This window comes from Sinomonas soli (assembly GCF_054782415.1).
On record NZ_BAAGSN010000030.1, the window covers coordinates 27,248 to 41,736 of the forward strand.

Annotated in this window: 15 protein-coding genes; 7 read left to right on the forward strand and 8 right to left on the reverse strand. The window is 67.1% G+C overall.

Going from position 1 to position 14,489, the window contains the following annotated elements; genetic code table 11:
• Positions 1 to 82: 82 nt before the first annotated feature.
• On the forward strand, positions 83 to 835 hold the full coding sequence (locus ACYVKZ_RS20420) for an IclR family transcriptional regulator (RefSeq protein WP_460994265.1): 753 nt from the start codon (positions 83 to 85) through the stop codon (positions 833 to 835).
• A gap of 361 nt (positions 836 to 1,196) precedes the next feature.
• On the opposite strand, the gene ACYVKZ_RS20425 is transcribed toward ACYVKZ_RS20420, so the two are convergent.
• The 7 genes from ACYVKZ_RS20425 to ACYVKZ_RS20455 form a co-directional block, all read right to left on the reverse strand.
• Entirely contained in the window at positions 1,197 to 2,042 is an 846-nt protein-coding gene (locus ACYVKZ_RS20425; protein WP_460994267.1) for an aldo/keto reductase, read from the reverse strand.
• A gap of 23 nt (positions 2,043 to 2,065) precedes the next feature.
• The gene (locus tag ACYVKZ_RS20430; RefSeq protein WP_460994269.1) at positions 2,066 to 2,830 is read right to left on the reverse strand and encodes an IclR family transcriptional regulator; all 765 of its coding nucleotides are present in this window, start codon (positions 2,828 to 2,830) and stop codon (positions 2,066 to 2,068) included.
• Between the two features lie 83 nt (positions 2,831 to 2,913).
• Positions 2,914 to 4,119 (reverse strand): NAD(P)/FAD-dependent oxidoreductase, encoded by a 1,206-nt coding sequence (locus tag ACYVKZ_RS20435; RefSeq protein WP_460994271.1) that lies wholly within the window; start codon positions 4,117 to 4,119, stop codon positions 2,914 to 2,916.
• Positions 4,104 to 4,319 carry a ferredoxin gene (locus ACYVKZ_RS20440; protein WP_460994273.1) on the reverse strand — a complete coding sequence of 72 codons (216 nt, stop codon included), beginning with the start codon at positions 4,317 to 4,319 and terminating at the stop codon, positions 4,104 to 4,106. The genes ACYVKZ_RS20435 and ACYVKZ_RS20440 overlap by 16 nt, the downstream gene beginning before the upstream one ends.
• Positions 4,320 to 4,368: 49 nt before the next feature.
• A complete protein-coding gene (locus ACYVKZ_RS20445; RefSeq protein ID WP_460994275.1) occupies positions 4,369 to 4,704 on the reverse strand; it encodes a hypothetical protein in 336 nt (111 codons plus the stop codon).
• The gene (locus ACYVKZ_RS20450) at positions 4,701 to 5,291 is read right to left on the reverse strand and encodes a 3-phenylpropionate/cinnamic acid dioxygenase subunit beta (protein WP_460994277.1); all 591 of its coding nucleotides are present in this window, start codon (positions 5,289 to 5,291) and stop codon (positions 4,701 to 4,703) included. Before ACYVKZ_RS20450 ends, ACYVKZ_RS20445 begins: the two co-directional genes overlap by 4 nt.
• Positions 5,288 to 6,727 carry a Rieske 2Fe-2S domain-containing protein gene (locus ACYVKZ_RS20455; RefSeq protein WP_460994279.1) on the reverse strand — a complete coding sequence of 480 codons (1,440 nt, stop codon included), beginning with the start codon at positions 6,725 to 6,727 and terminating at the stop codon, positions 5,288 to 5,290. The genes ACYVKZ_RS20450 and ACYVKZ_RS20455 overlap by 4 nt, the downstream gene beginning before the upstream one ends.
• Positions 6,728 to 6,859: 132 nt before the next feature.
• Here ACYVKZ_RS20455 and ACYVKZ_RS20460 point away from each other — a divergent pair, with 132 nt between their 5' ends.
• The 6 genes from ACYVKZ_RS20460 (at position 6,860) to ACYVKZ_RS20485 (ending at position 12,380) form a co-directional block, all read left to right on the forward strand.
• Entirely contained in the window at positions 6,860 to 7,597 is a 738-nt protein-coding gene (locus ACYVKZ_RS20460; RefSeq protein ID WP_460994281.1) for a class II aldolase/adducin family protein, read from the forward strand.
• A 152-nt stretch (positions 7,598 to 7,749) separates the two neighbouring features.
• Entirely contained in the window at positions 7,750 to 8,919 is a 1,170-nt protein-coding gene (locus ACYVKZ_RS20465; protein ID WP_460994283.1) for an ABC transporter substrate-binding protein, read from the forward strand.
• 14 nt (positions 8,920 to 8,933) lie between these two features.
• The gene (locus ACYVKZ_RS20470) at positions 8,934 to 9,812 is read left to right on the forward strand and encodes a branched-chain amino acid ABC transporter permease (RefSeq protein ID WP_460994286.1); all 879 of its coding nucleotides are present in this window, start codon (positions 8,934 to 8,936) and stop codon (positions 9,810 to 9,812) included.
• Positions 9,813 to 9,907: 95 nt separating this feature from the next.
• Positions 9,908 to 10,828 (forward strand): branched-chain amino acid ABC transporter permease, encoded by a 921-nt coding sequence (locus tag ACYVKZ_RS20475; protein WP_460994288.1) that lies wholly within the window; start codon positions 9,908 to 9,910, stop codon positions 10,826 to 10,828.
• Positions 10,825 to 11,592, forward strand: a complete 768-nt coding sequence (locus ACYVKZ_RS20480; RefSeq protein WP_460994290.1) for an ABC transporter ATP-binding protein — start codon at positions 10,825 to 10,827, stop codon at positions 11,590 to 11,592. The genes ACYVKZ_RS20475 and ACYVKZ_RS20480 overlap by 4 nt, the downstream gene beginning before the upstream one ends.
• Entirely contained in the window at positions 11,589 to 12,380 is a 792-nt protein-coding gene (locus ACYVKZ_RS20485; RefSeq protein WP_460994292.1) for an ABC transporter ATP-binding protein, read from the forward strand. Before ACYVKZ_RS20480 ends, ACYVKZ_RS20485 begins: the two co-directional genes overlap by 4 nt.
• 633 nt (positions 12,381 to 13,013) lie before the next feature.
• On the opposite strand, the gene ACYVKZ_RS20490 is transcribed toward ACYVKZ_RS20485, so the two are convergent.
• A complete protein-coding gene (locus ACYVKZ_RS20490; RefSeq protein ID WP_460994294.1) occupies positions 13,014 to 14,087 on the reverse strand; it encodes an IS110 family RNA-guided transposase in 1,074 nt (357 codons plus the stop codon).
• Positions 14,088 to 14,489: the final 402 nt, after the last annotated feature.

Consider the following 14,489-nt stretch of genomic DNA (forward strand, 5'->3'; position numbering starts at 1 on the left):
GTATCGCAGAGTGATATCCTGTTTTCACAGGGTGTGATTCGAAGATAGAACAGCTGTGTGATGGAGTCAACAGGAGGCATGAGTGGCCGTAGCAAGAACCGGCGCAGACAGCGCTCGGCGCGCGATCGACATGCTGTTCGCGTTCGAACGAGCCCCGCTCGCAACCGTGCGCGAGCTCGCCGAATTGGCGGACATGCCGGTCCCGTCGGCACACCGATATGTCGCGATGCTTCGCGAGATGGGGCTCGTCGAGGAAGCGGGGCGGAGCCAGTACCGGCTCACGATGCGGCTCGTGGCGCTCAGCCAGACGGCTCGGCGCGCGACGACGCTCATCGACGTAGTCCAGCCATTCATGCAGTCGCTCGCCACCGAGACGGACGAGACCGTGATCCTGGTTCAGCCCATTGCCGGCCTGCCCGTCTGCACCCACCGGATCGAGGCCGAGCGGCGGCTGCGGCTCTCCTTCGAGGTCGGCCAGTACCTCCCGCCTCTCCGAGGGGCGAGTGCACACCTCGTGATGGGCGCGATGGCGGAGGAGGAGCGCCTTCGTTACGTCGAGGACGCGATCTCCCGTGGGGAACGACCCCCCGTCTCGGGTGTCGACGGGTTCCTCGCGGAGGTCCGCCGGGACGCCGATCGCGGCTGGTCGGTGAGCCGCGAGGAGATCGACGAGGGCGTCTGGAGCATGGCCGCCGCCATCCGCAGCGAGGGCAAGTTCATAGGCTCGCTGTCCGTCCCGTGCCCCGCGTTCCGCATGGATGAGGAGAAGTCGGAACAGATCATCGCTTCCGTACGGCGGGCAGCGCGGGAGATCAGCGAGACGCTCGGCTCATGAGCGCCCGGCTCTGGCCCTCTACTGAGCTGGGCGTCGGATTCGCCAGCCTTCCCAAGGGCGGCCCGCCCGGCACCACAGCCGCTACATCGGGGCCCTGAGGATCAGCCCGCGCCAGCCCACGGTCGAGGACCGGGCCGGTCCCAGGCAATGGGAGGGCGTGCGTTCTCGTTGGAGCCGCACTGTCAGGGGGAGTGCCCGAGCGCGATTCGGCGCTCTCGAGGTGGAGCCGGCTACGCGGTGATGTTGGCCGCCGTCACGAACCATTCAGAGCATCAGTGAAGCACGCATCCTGGGATTTCAAGATCGACAACGACCTCTTTCGTTCCACCAAGGGCGTGACGGGCGCGCACCGTACGATTCGTCAGTGGCCGTTCGCAGGGTCGTCCGAATCCCGGGCCGCAGCCTCGCCGGCATCGAACGCGCCCAGACGCTCGAGTTCCTCCGAGGCAAGCTCGAAGTCGAATAGGGCCACGTTCTGGGCGAGCTGAGCGGAGGTATCGGCCCGTGGGACCGGGACGATGCCCTGGTCAACATGCCAGCGCAGCAGGATCTGCGCGGGGCTCTTGCCGTATCGCTCCGCGAGCCCTACTACGTACGGATCGGCCAGAAGCGCACTGCCACGCCCCAAAGGGCTCCAGGACTGGGTGACGATTCCGTGCGCCGAGTGCACTGCGCGCGGGCCGAGACGGGCAAGGTCGACACTGAGCTGGATCTGATTGACGTCGGGAACCACCCCAGTGGCGTCGATGATCCGGTCGAGGTGCGCGGGCTTGAAGTTGGAAACGCCGATCGCCTTGACCGCCCCCTCCTCCAGAAGCGTCACGAGCCCCTTCCACGCCTCGACGTACTGGCCGTGAGCCGGAACCGGCCAATGGACCAGGAAGAGGTCCAGATACTCAAGGCCGAGCTTCCGCAGGCTTGCCTCGTAGGCACGCTTGACGCCGTCGACGCTGTGGCTCTCCTTGTTGAACTTGCTTGTGACGAAGAGCTCCGAACGGGGGACTGCAGACCGAGCGATTCCGCGTCCGACGGCCTCTTCGTTGCCGTACTTGAAGGCAGTGTCGACGAGCCGGTAGCCGAACCCGATCGCCTCGGCGACCATGTCCTCGCACTCCTGGCCCAGATGCGGCCATGTGCCCAGGCCGACGGACGGGATCCGATGTCCGTGGACGAGCTCAATTCGTGGCTGGTCAGCAGGTGCGGCCACGCGCCACCTCCTTGGGGTTTGGGTCAGCCGATGAGTGCCCCCAGCCGCACCGCGGCGTCATGGAGCGTCTGGCCGAACATGACGAGCTTCTCTTCTGTGAGGCGGTACAGCGGGGCGGAGACGTTGAGGGCCAGGCGGGCACGGCTCGAGGTCGGGATGGCCACGGCCACTGAGCCCACGCCCTCTTCGATCTCCTCGCGGTTCACGGCGTAGCCCTGCTCACGCACCTCGTCGAGCTGCGCCTCGAGCGCCGCGCGGCTCGTCACGGACTCCGCCGTAACCGGCTCGAGGTGCTCGCTCGGGTACAGGGCGTGAAGCTCCTCGCGGCTCAGGCCCGCGAGGATGGCCTTACCGGTCGATGTGCAGTGCGCCGGCATCTCGCGTCCGAGCCGTGAGGCGACCCGCACGGCGACCTCCGGCTCGGCGACCGCGAGGAACCGGATGTAGCCTCCCTCGAGGATCCCGAGGTGGCTCGTCTCCCGCAGCGTCTGGCTCACTTCCTCGAGGATGGGCTGGGCGAGGCCGGGCACGTCCATGCGCTTCAGCACCGAGAAGGCGATGTTGGTGAGGGCAGGCCCCGGGCCGTAGGCCTTTGACCGGCTGTCCTGCCGCACGAAGCCGCGCCACACGAGCATCGCCAAGATGCGGTGGGCCGTCGACGTGGCGACCCCGAGGTAGGCCGCCGCGTCGGACAGCCTGACCTCAGAGCACTCGCCCAGGAGGAGGATGAGACGGAGAGCGTTGTCCACCGACTCGATGGGGTACTGCGGCTGTGCTCCGACGGACATCGCCAGAGATTTTCCGGAATTCTGCACAACAGAAACCCTATCGTCTTCCCGCGACGTCGCCAAGCGGTCCGCGGCCGCGCCGCTCACGTGGCCGGAGCGCTCATCAGCCGCCCTCGGATCTCCGCCGTGGTAGTACGTGCGGCCACCGAGCGGCGGGCGTCGATGAGCGCCTTGGGCCAATTGACCACGACGGCGCCCTGCAGCGGCTCGCTGTCCTCGCCGTAGAGCAGGACGAACCTCTCGTGCTCGGGGGCGCCGATGAGGTGCGCGTCCTCGGACCCGGTGCGGCCCACTATCTGGATCTTCCAGTCGTACTGGTCGCTCCACACGTACTCGACCGGCGCGTAGTCCTTCGCGCCGTCCGGGTTGACGATGTTGTGGGCCGCGAGCTTCGCCTGGTCCACCGCACTTGTCCAGTGCTCGAGGCGGTGCGTCTGGCCGTCGTCGCGGCTCGTGAACCGCGCGATGTCGCCCACCGCGTAGATGTCGGGGGCGCCGAGGGCCGCGAGCGTGGCGTCGCACACTACGCCGTTCTCGACGACGAGGCCGGAACCGTCGAGCCATTCGGTGTTCACCACGGCCCCTATGCCGAGCAGGAGGGCGTCCGCGCGCAGCACGCTTCCGTCGGTGAGTGCGAGGATGAGCCCGTCCTCGTCCCGCTCGAGACCCGTGACCCCGGTCCCGAAGCGCGTCTCCACACCCTCCGCCCGGTACTTCGCCGTGAAGTATTCCCCTGCCTCGGGATGGAGTGCCCGCGACATGGGGTAGCCGAGCGGGTCGATGAGCGTGACCCGCATGCCTGCTGCTCGGGCGGTCGCGGCGGTTTCCGCACCGATGAACCCCGCGCCCACGACTGCGAGGTGCCGGCCGGGCGTGAGCTCTTCCGCGAGGCGGTCCGCGTCCTCGCGGCTGCGCAGCACGTGGACTCCGGGGCCGTGGGCCCATGGAATGCGGCGCGCACGGGCACCCGTGGCGATCACGAGCGTGGAGTACTCGAGCGTGCGCCCGTCGGAGAGCGAGAGTTCGTGCGCCGCGGGTTCGAGTCCCACGGCGGAGACACCGAACTCTGTCGTGGCACCGAGCTCGTCGAATTCCGCGGCGGTGACCAGGTCCATCTCGCGGTCGGTGTGGGTGCGGTTGAGGTACTTCTTGGACAGCGGTGGCTTGTCGTAGAGCGGCGAGCTCTCCGAGTCGACGAGCACGAGCTCCCCGTCGAAGCCAAGCGGGCGGAGCGTCTGCGCCGTCCTGACTCCGGCCACCGAGGCGCCGACGATCACGATCCGATCCATGACGCCTCCTGAACGAGCTTCAGCGCCGAGACCGGGCAGCTGCGCGCGGCCTCTTCCACGCGGGCGTGCTCGGAGTCAGGCACATCGGTCCGCAGGAGCACCACCTTGCCGTCGTCGTCGATGTCGAAATAGTCGTCCGCTGCGACCACGCAGTTGGCGTATCCCTGGCATGCGGGCAGGTCTGCCTCAACCTTTGCCATCGTGACTCCCTGTCTCTCTCTTGGTCGTGTTGGGTGCCGGCAGGCCGGCTCAGGACGCCGGGGCCTCGGGGGACGATGCCGGCGGTTCGGGGAACATGGGCGCGTGCGGCTGGGCGATCATCGCCGAGAACGTCTGCACGGTCTGCCATGTGAGGGCCTCGAGCTCGAGCGGATCGAGGGCGATCCACTGGCCGGTTTTGGGCGCCTCGATGAGGAGTCGGGTCCCGTTGCGCGTCTCGACACGCGTGACCGTGATCTCCGAGAACTCGTTGGCGATGGTGAGCGGGACGCCCACCGACCGCTCGAGCAGCCGGCTGCGCTCCGCAGAGGCGTCGAGCGCTGCCCGGCGGTCGAGGTCGGCGCCCTCCCATTCGAGCCCGGTCACAGGAAGATCGCCAGATTCTGGGTGCGGAGAACGGACTCGTCCACCATGATCACGCGTCGGGCGAGCTTCCAGCCGCCCTCTGTCCGGCGGAACACGTCCTCGCGGTGCGCCGAGACTAGCGAGGGCTCGTTGACGTCGCCGCGGCTGCGGAAGAGCAGCACGGCGGAATCGGCGATGACCTCGCCCTCGACGTCGGAGGCGAACACGCGCACGTTGGTCACGTAGTGGCGCAGGCGCGAGGGGGGATCCTCTGTCCAGGCGTGCTCCGTGACGAACCGCGCCACCCGGCGGCTGAGGGAGTACTTGTTCTCATCCCAGTGGGCCATGCCGGGGGAGGCGCTGAACGGGGTGCCGAGCGCGGTGGTGACGCGCACGGGCATGATGTAGTGGATGTCCTCCGCGAGCGTCTCGAGCCAGTCCTCGTAGCGCTGCTGGTCGAGGGTGTAGGCCTCGTCGACGAGCCACTGGTGGATCTCCTGGTGCAGATCGCCGCCGAACTGGAGTGCGGGTCCCACGCGATCTGCCAGGGTGGACGTGCGGTGCAGGGGCGACTGGGCCGAGATGGCCTTCCCCGTCTCCTCGATCATGCCGAGACCTCCTTGACCTTCGAGCCGGCGCGGTCCGCGCTGGCGGCGGCCTGGGCTGAGTCGGCCGGGCAGTCGCCGCCGATCGAAAGGGCGCCCAGGTCCACGCCGGCGTACTCGTCCTCCATGTAGTCGGCCCACAGGTTCATCAGATGGCGCTGGTTGTACTCGCCGTAGCCCACGTGGGCCACGCCGGGCCCCGCGAACTCTTCCTCCGTGAGCGGCTGGACCACGGGGCTGCCGTCCTTGAGCATGCCCATCCGGCCATTGAGCAGGAGGCGGCGTGCCATCGACCCCTTGGCGGTGTTCGTGAGGGAGACCCAGTTCTCTACGTCGTCCTGCTCGAACATCCCCGAGGACCCGAAGCACATGAGGTACGCCTTGTAGGAGAGCTCCTTGAACTCCTCAGGCGCCTCGGCGTCCACCGCGAACCAGGAGTAGACCTCGGTCTCGTCCTCGCTGACGGGCACCCACGTGCGGAGGGAGATGAACGGGAGGACGTCGTCGCCGTCTTCGACCTTGGGCCAGTTGTGCACGAGGCTGAGATTCGGGAACATCGATGCGGCGGAGATCATGAATCCGTCGCGGCCGATGACGTCGAGCTGCTCCTGTGACCAGATGGCCTTCATGCGATCGATCATCTCGTCGGTGTAGCCCACGTAGCGCAGCCGCTCCTCGAGCGTTCCCGGGGGGAGCTTGTACGTGGTGCCGCCGCCCTTGCCTGCCCAGTAGGTGTTGCCGTCCTTGCGCTTCTCCGCCTTAGGCTCGCGGAACAGCCCGATCTCCACCACCGAGGTGTGCGTCTGGGGCGTGTGGTACATGTCGCCAGCGAAGTTCTCGGCGCCGATCTTCCAGTTGGCCTTGACGCGCCAGCGCTGGGGGCCGCGCAGCTCGATCCCGCTCGCACTCTGCTTCGTGTAGAAGTCGAGGTAGAACGCGAAGTCGCCGATGAACTCGCGCAGGCTCGGGGCGTCGGGATCCATGCTGATGAAGATCAGGCCGTTGTAGGTGTCCAGATTCGGGGCGGGAAGGAGGCGCGCACCCTTGCGGCTGAACCCGGCCTCGCCCCCGTAGGCCTCCTGGTGGAAGGGCAGGCCCACGATGCGGCCGTCGTTCCGGTAGGACCAGCCGTGGTACGGGCAGCGGAAGTGGGACGCGTTGCCCACCTCGGCGCGGCACACCTGCATGCCGCGGTGGAGGCACATGTTGAAGTGGGCCCGGATCTCGCCCTTCTCGTCGCGGACCAGGATGAAGGAGTCCTCGAGCACGCGCCGTACCACGTAGTCCCCCGCCTGGGGGATCTCCGACTCGTGTCCCACGAACGTCCATGCGCGGCCGAAGAGGTTCTTCCGCTCCCGCTCGAAGATCTCCTTGTCGTTGTAGATGTGCGCCGGCAACATGCCGCGGCGCACCTCCTCGTAAATGCTGGAAGTGCCCATCGTCGCGCTGTCCGTCCCTGAATCGTGGTTCTCTGTCTGTCAGAAACGGATTCTGCTAGGTTGAAACCTGTTTGGCAAGGCCAAGCACGAAAGCCGGCTCCGAAGGGGCCCATACGCAGCAAGGAGGCTGCCATGGCCGAAGTACAGTTCCGCAGCGAACGCACCCTGATCGCCAACGCCTGCAGGGTGCTCGCCCAGCGTGGGCTTGTCGACGACATCCTGGGCCACATCAGCCTGCGGGTGTCCGACACGACAGCACTGGTCCGCTGCCGGGGCCCGCACGAGCGGGGGCTCCGCTTCACGGTCGCAGAGGACATCCATCTCGTGCCGCTGTCCGGAGAGGCTGAGCTGCCGAACGGATACCAGGTCCCGAATGAGCTCCCGCTCCACCTCGCCACGCTCCGGGAGGACGCCGGGGTGGAGGCGGTGGTCCATGCGCACCCGCCCGCCATCGTGACGCTGTCCCTCACCGACGCCCCGATCCAGCCCCTGGTCGGCGCGTTCAACATCCCGGGAACGAGCATGGCCCGGAACGGTGTCCCGGTCCACCCCAGCTCGGCGCTCATCCGCACCGAGGAGCGCGCCGCGGACATGCTGGAGAGCCGGGCCGGCAACAACGTCTGCATCCTCCGCGGACACGGCCTCGTGGCCACAGGCAGCACCGTGCCGCAAGCTGTCATCGCCGCGCTGAGCCTGACTGCGATGGCACAGGTGCAGCTGGACCTCCTGCGGGCGGGCGGGACCCCCCGGCCAGTGGACGAATCAGACCTGAGCGACCTTCCGGACCTCGGCAGTGCTTTCACAGAGGGCCACGTGTGGCGCTTCCTCGAGGCCGAGCTCGAACACGCCGGGCTGCTGCTCGAGGAGTAGCGGTTGTCGCGTCTTTCTGTAAGACAGAAATGTCCTATGGACAAAAGAAATGGCTCATGCTTAGCTGTGACCTGCATTTCATTTCTATCGTGGGGCCCCCGGTCCGGCGCCACGGGATGTACCCCCCAAGTCGTCTCGATGAGGAGATACGTATGGTGAAGCCCCAACGTCTGATGATGGGAGCTGCCGCGGTCTTCAGCTGCGCAGTCGCCCTGACGGCCTGCGGCGGAGGCCCCGGCGCCAAGTCGGGCTCCGGGAACGAGTCGACCTATGACATCGGCGTCCTGGTGAGCCAGACCGGCTCGGGAGCCCAGCTGGGCCAGGGCGAGCTCCAGGGCGCTCAGCTCGCCGCCGACTACGTCAACAAGAAGGGTGGCGTCAACGGCCACCAGATTAAGATCGTCTCTGCCGACGACAAGTCGACGCCTGATCAGGCCCTGCAGCAAGCCCGCACCCTTATCTCCCAGAAGGTGGCCGCCGTCGTCGGCCCGTCGCTCGTGGGTAGCTGCCAGGCTGTCGCACCGCTCATGGCCGCGAACGGGCCGGTGGACTACTGCCTCTCTCCCGCCGTCAACCCCAAGGGATACCAGTGGTCGGCCAGCGCCACGGCTCAGGCCCTGGCGGACGAGGCCATGAAGTACTGGAAGAGCAAGGGCATCACGAGCATCGCCGTAGTCAGCTCGACCGACGCAAGCGGGACCACAGGCGCGTCTGCGGCGAACGCTGCCGCCAAGGCCGCCGGCATCAATGTCACCGCGAACGTGACGTACGACCCCGCTTCGGTGTCAGTGACTTCGCAGCTCCAGCAGGCCGTGGCAGGCAAGCCGCAGGCGCTGGTCATCTGGTCCACGGGAACCCCCGCGGGTGTGGCGCTCAAGGGCCTCCAGCAGCTCGGCATCGACCTTCCGGTCATGACCACGGACGGCAACTTGGCCAACACATTCCTTGACCGCATCAAGGACTACACGCCCAAGACTTTGCTCATCCCCGCCACCCGAGACTTCTGGTGGAACAGCCAGCCCAACGGGCCTGCGGCAGATCTCGAGAAGAAGTACCACGACGACTTCAGCGGAAAGTTCGGATCCCAGCCTGATTTCGGCCCCGGCGTGGCCTATGACGCGGTGCTCCTCATCGCCGAGGCGCTCAAGAAGGCCGGCTCGGCCGATCCCTCCGCTGTGAAGACCGCGCTCGAGGGTGTCTCCGACTTCGAGGGCGTGGTGGGCACCTACAACATGTCGGCGAACGACCACCGCGGCATCAACGCGTCGGACGTCAAGATGGTCCAGGCCAAGGACGGCAAGTTCGTCTCCGTGGATCAGTAGACGGGAGGTTCCCCATGTCTGACCTAATCCAGACGCTCTTGGGCGGCCTCGCAGTCGGAGGCGTATATGCCCTCATCTCGCTCGGTATGTCGCTCGTATACTCTATGAGCCGCGTCATCAACCTCGCCCAAGGCGCGTTCGTCGTGCTCGCGGCGCTCGTCGCCGTGTCGATAAACAGCGTGGCCCACCTCAACCCCGTGCTGCTGCTGATCGTGGTCGCCGCGATCCTCGCCGCGATGTTCGCCGCGGTGGACCTCGTGGTGATCCGCCCCGGCGTCAAGCGCACCCAGAGCCAGCGGATGCTGCTCATCACTATCGGCTTGCTCCAGGCTGTGGGCGGCGTGCTCCTGATCGTGTGGGGAAACCTCCCCTACACCATGCAGGGGTTCTCCAACACCAAGTCGATGGACCTCGGTGGGGTCCACGTCGACCCCCAGTACTTCTGGATCATCGGGGTACTGCTCGTCTCGCTCGTCGCACTGTGGCTGCTACTGAACCGCACCGGTTTCGGCCTCACGATGCGGGCCACGGCGGAAGACGCCCGGGCTGCGGCGCTCCAAGGCGTCAACGTGGACGTTGTCCGGCTCGTGACGTTCAGCATCGGCGGAGCCATGGCAGGCCTCGCCGGGACGTCCATCGTCCCGCTGACCTTCATGCAGTACGACACCGTGGTGCCGTACGCGGTCAATGGATTCATCGCCGCCGTGATCGGCGGACTCGGAAGCTCCTCCGGCGCCGTGCTCGGCGGCGTCCTGCTGGGGCTCCTGAATGCGGTCTTCAGCCGCTATCTCTCAGCGGATGTCGCGCAAGTCCTCGCCATCGCCGTGCTGCTCGTCGTCCTCTTAGTCCGCCCCTCGGGCATCAGGGGCAAAGCGGTGGAGGCTCGGCTGTGACCAGTGTGACCCAAAAGAACTCCGCATCCACCCATCAGGTGCGAGGGTCCGTGATCGCAAGCGCAGTGGGTCGAAGCTCCCATAAGCGCCTCATCGTGACGGGAGTCGTCATCGCGGCTTTCCTGGTGGCGGTGCCGGCCCTGTTCCCCGGTTGGGTGAGCTTCGCCGTGGTGGTCGGCGCGTTTTTCCTGATCGTCATCGGGCTCGACGTGTTCCTCGGCCAGGCCGGCCAGGTCTCACTTGGGCAGACGCTCTTCATGGCCCTCGGCGGCTATGGAGCGGGGCTTCTGAGCCTCAAGTTCGAGATCCCCACGGCGGTCTCCGCGGTCATCATGGCGGTGGTCTCCGGCCTGATCGCGTACCTGTTGGGGCGGCCGCTCCTGCGGCTGCGCGGGTACTACCTCGCGCTGGCTACGCTGGGCCTCGCAGTCGTCACGCAGAGCCTCACGACGGGACTCGTCGACGTCACCGGCGGCCCCTCCGGCCTCGTGGGTATCCCCAACCTGGGGATTGGCCCGCTCGTGGCGAGAACCGACGAGGAGAACTACTACGTTATGCTCGCCGTCTGCGCGGCCGCGGCATGGTTCATCATCGGCATCCTCCGGTCACAGACAGGCCGGGTGCTTGCGGCGGTTTCCTACGACCAGCACGCCGCCGAGATGCTGGGCATCAACCCTGCACGCTACAAGACGGCCGCGTTCGTGGTCGCCGCTGTGCTCGGCTCACTGGGCGGCAGCCTGTACGCGTTCTACTCGATGTTCCTCTCCCCGGACATGGTGGCGGTGACGGTCTCATTCAACCTTGTGGTGGTGCTGGCACTTGGCGGGTCGCGCACCGTGGTCGGCCCGCTTCTAGGCGTCTTCCTGCTGCAGGTCCTCCCCGAGGCGGGCCAGGCCGTCGCGACATGGGAGCCGCTCATTGCCGGGGTGGTGCTGATTGTGGTGATCACCTATCTGCCGCGTGGCTTGTGGGGCGGATTGAAATCCCTCGTGCAGAAGGTGGTGGTGCGGCGATGACGCCGATTCTGGAGGTTTCCCACGTTACGCGCAGCTTCGGCGGGGTCAAGGCGCTCGACGACGTCGGCTTCAGCGTGGAAGAGAACACCGTGACTGCTGTGATCGGCCCAAACGGTGCCGGGAAGACGACGTTGCTCGACGTCATCACCGGGTACACGCGCGCTGATCAGGGCGACATCGTGTTCGATGGCGTATCCATCGCCAAGGCACGCTCTTTCAGCCTGCCCAAAGCCGGGCTCATGCGGAGCTTCCAGTCGGCACGTCTCGTCGCGACTCTGAGCGTGCGCGACAACGTGATGCTGGGCTCGCAATGGATGACCCACACGGGAATGCTCTCCAACGCACTCCGCCTTCCCACGGCCCGGCGCGAGGAGAAGGCGCTCCGCGCCCGGGCGGACCGCGTGCTCGGCTTCCTGGAGCTTGGGCACCTCGCGGACCGGCCAGCGTCGGACCTCTCGAGCGGCACCCAGCGGCTCATCGAGGTGGGCAGGGTCCTTGCGGGGAGCCCGCGGCTCATGTTGCTCGACGAGCCGGCTGCGGGCCTCGACGACACGGAGACCCTCGAACTTGTCGACGTGCTCAAGGCCGTCAAGGCCAGCGGCATGACGATGATGGTGATTGAGCACAATATGGGCCTCGTCATGTCCATCAGCGACCAGATCGTGGTGCTCGACGCGGGCCACGTGATCGCGGACGGGCTGCCGTCCGCGATTCAGAACGACCCCAAGGTGATCAGCGCCTATCTCGGAGAGGCAGCGGCATGAAGCTCACGGTACGCGGACTGACAGCGCGGTTTGGACGCAACGCGGTGCTCCACGACGTGGACCTCGACGTGGCCGAGGGACAGGTACTCGCGCTTATCGGTACGAACGGTGCCGGAAAGTCCACCCTTCTCAGCTCGATTGCTGGCGTGCACCGCGGCGCGAGCGGGTCGGTGGGCTTCGACGGCCAGGAGCTCCTGGGGGTTCCGGCGCACCGGATCGCCCAGCGCGGGCTAGCACTGGTCCTCGAGGGCCGGCACCTTTTCGGCGCGCTGACGGTGCAGGAGAACCTGCAGATGGGCCTCCACGGGCAGAAGACATCGGCGGCGGAGTCCGCCGCAAGGATCGCCGAGGTGTACCGACTGTTTCCCATTCTGGAGCAGTTCGCGGCGCGGCAATCGGGGCTTCTCTCGGGAGGCCAACAGCAGATGCTGGCCATTGGCCGCGCGCTGGTCCGCAAGCCGCGCGTGCTCCTCCTCGACGAGCCGTCGCTTGGCCTCGCGCCCCTGCTGGTAAGGCAGATTCTGGACACGGTGAGGGAGCTGGCGGATTCGGGCGTGGCGGTGGTCCTCGCCGAACAGAATGCGACAGCAGCGCTCATGGTGGCGACCGCCGGCATGGTGATCGACAACGGGCGCATTGCCCGCGTGGGCGGCGCGCAGGAGCTGCTCGAGGACGATGAGATCCGGGCGCATTACCTTGGCACGGGGGCGGACGAATCCCTCGAGTCCAAGGAGACATCCCTACGTCCGCTGCCGGCCGAGCTGGCGGCGCGCGTGCTGGTGCCGTGACCGCGCCTGCGCGCGCCTAAACGCTCAAGGGCGAACTGCGCGCGCTGAACGACTGGTTGTGCGCGTCCAGGTCTGCCCTTGGCGCGCCGCCCGCGTGCAGGGACTTCAGCCGGGTCGGTAGCTCCCGCTGGGCGACCACGCGGTCGGAAGGCTGTGCACGGCGCCGGCCCATCAGGCGACCGTCCGAGACGTCGGCGAGCTAGTGGCTGTATGCAGGCAGAAGACCGGGAGGTTGCAGCCAGGGCACGCCAGCAGGCTCAGCTTCTACGTCGCCCTCATCGCGATGACGCGGTGCGACGGCCACAACGAGACCACCCTGTTCCCGGTCTGCGGAGGGGCTTGGATGCGTTCCGCAGCGGCGATGGCCAGGGTGGGAGAAGTGGGCTGACCGGATCGTCCGTTATAGCGGTCCTTATTGTAGTGGCCGAACGCTCCGCCGCCGGCGGCTCTTCTTCTCCGCAGACAAAATCCCTGACCGGAGCCCCTCGAGGACGGCACCGCCACGGGCTGCCTGCGCCCCGTTACCTTTCTCGTGGCTCCCTGATCCGTGAGGATGAGGGTGTTGGCCGGTCGGGTTCCGGCATGACGTTCTGCCCCCAGTCGTCCATGATCCGGGGACCCTTCTATATCTCGTCAAGCCAGAGCGCCGGCGTCCCGATGAAGCGCATTCAATGTGCGGTAGAGATGGCGGGCGAGGTAGCGCTTGAGGCACCTGCGGATTTCGCGGCCGGACTTGCCCTCGGCTTTGCGGCGTTCACTGTAGGCGCGGGTGACGGGATCGTGGACCATCCTGACCACGGTGGCCAGATGGATGGCCCTGTTGAGCTGGCGGTCCCCGCCGCGGTTGAGCCGGTGGCGCACTGTGTTGCCCGATGAGGCCGGAATTGGGCTCACACCAGCCAGCGCCGCGAAAGCTGCTTCAGAACGGACCCGGCCAAGGTGGGACCATGCCGTATAGACCACCGCGGCCGTCAGAGGCCCGATCCCGGTCTTCTCCAGCAGCGGGGCAGCAGGGCTGGCTTGGATGAGCTTGGCTGTGTTGGAGTGGTTGTCCTTGAGCTCGCCGTCGAGGACGTGGATGTGCTTGGCAAGCCGGACGGCTTCCGCTCGCGCGGTGACAGCTGCAAGTTCCTCGTTGCGGGCCCGCCAACGGGAGATCTCGGTGATCTGGGTGTCGGTGAGGGGCTTCCTGGCGTCGATTCCGAGTGGCACGATGCGGACCAAGGCCGTCAGGGCGTTGATCTTCGCGGTGCGCTCGACGGCCATCTGCTCCCTGGCGGCGACCAGTACCCGCAGGGCGGCGCGGACGCCGGCGTCCTGACGCGGAATGCGGAGTCGATGGGTGTCGAGGGGCAGCGCTGCAGCGGCGATGGCCCGCGCATCCAGAGGATCGGACTTCCCGACCCCGCGTCGGGCCCGGGTCTGGGTCCTTGGCGCTTCGACGGCTTCGTAGCCGGCCTGGGCCACGGTGTTCGCGAGCTGGGCACCATAGCTGCCGACGCCTTCGATCACCCATAGTGCTGCCAGGTCCCCGCCGGTCCGCTTCGCTGCCCAGTCAACAGCCCTGAGCATTCCGGCGCTCGATGCCGGGAACTGCTCACAGGCGATCTGTTCCCCGCTCGGGGCGGAGAGGATCGCGAGGGTGTGGGTGCGTGCGTGGGTGTCCACGCCGATGACGAACGGGCGGGATTGTGCGACAGTGATCATCGCGGTCGGGCTCCTTCCAGACGGGCGGATGCTTCGGGCCGCGGCGCGTCCGGCGTCGGCCCGGGTGGAGTCACTCCGAGGCAGCACTGTGATGAGCCACAGCCCCAGGGGCTGGGCAGCCTTCTAATCAAGCCATCGAGGTGGGCCGGGCAGGCGCCGGCCGTCCCCTCCTCGAGCCGGACAGGTCCCCAGGAAGGCCCACACAGGGCCAGGGTGTTGTGGAGTCACGGCCAAAGGAAGGGCGACCAGCACCAACCCTGCCAGCCAGTCCCAGACCAGCCAGAACAAGACTCACAGGGTGTTGTCACCGGGACCCGTCCTGGCGGTCGCGGATCGCTGATAGAGGCACGACCCAAAGTTCCAAGGGACCTTCGTAACGTGGATGCCGAGCGTGATCGCCTT

Coding starts and splice junctions, on each gene's coding strand:
- ACYVKZ_RS20430 (WP_460994269.1), bottom strand. CDS start 2,830: ATGTCCGTCGGAGCACAGCCGCAGTACCCCATCGAGTCGGTGGACAAC.
- ACYVKZ_RS20435 (WP_460994271.1), bottom strand. CDS start 4,119: ATGGATCGGATCGTGATCGTCGGCGCCTCGGTGGCCGGAGTCAGGACG.
- ACYVKZ_RS20440 (WP_460994273.1), bottom strand. CDS start 4,319: ATGGCAAAGGTTGAGGCAGACCTGCCCGCATGCCAGGGATACGCCAAC.
- ACYVKZ_RS20450 (WP_460994277.1), bottom strand. CDS start 5,291: ATGATCGAGGAGACGGGGAAGGCCATCTCGGCCCAGTCGCCCCTGCAC.
- ACYVKZ_RS20455 (WP_460994279.1), bottom strand. CDS start 6,727: ATGGGCACTTCCAGCATTTACGAGGAGGTGCGCCGCGGCATGTTGCCG.
- ACYVKZ_RS20460 (WP_460994281.1), top strand. CDS start 6,860: ATGGCCGAAGTACAGTTCCGCAGCGAACGCACCCTGATCGCCAACGCC.
- ACYVKZ_RS20465 (WP_460994283.1), top strand. CDS start 7,750: ATGGTGAAGCCCCAACGTCTGATGATGGGAGCTGCCGCGGTCTTCAGC.
- ACYVKZ_RS20470 (WP_460994286.1), top strand. CDS start 8,934: ATGTCTGACCTAATCCAGACGCTCTTGGGCGGCCTCGCAGTCGGAGGC.
- ACYVKZ_RS20480 (WP_460994290.1), top strand. CDS start 10,825: ATGACGCCGATTCTGGAGGTTTCCCACGTTACGCGCAGCTTCGGCGGG.
- ACYVKZ_RS20485 (WP_460994292.1), top strand. CDS start 11,589: ATGAAGCTCACGGTACGCGGACTGACAGCGCGGTTTGGACGCAACGCG.
- ACYVKZ_RS20490 (WP_460994294.1), bottom strand. CDS start 14,087: ATGATCACTGTCGCACAATCCCGCCCGTTCGTCATCGGCGTGGACACC.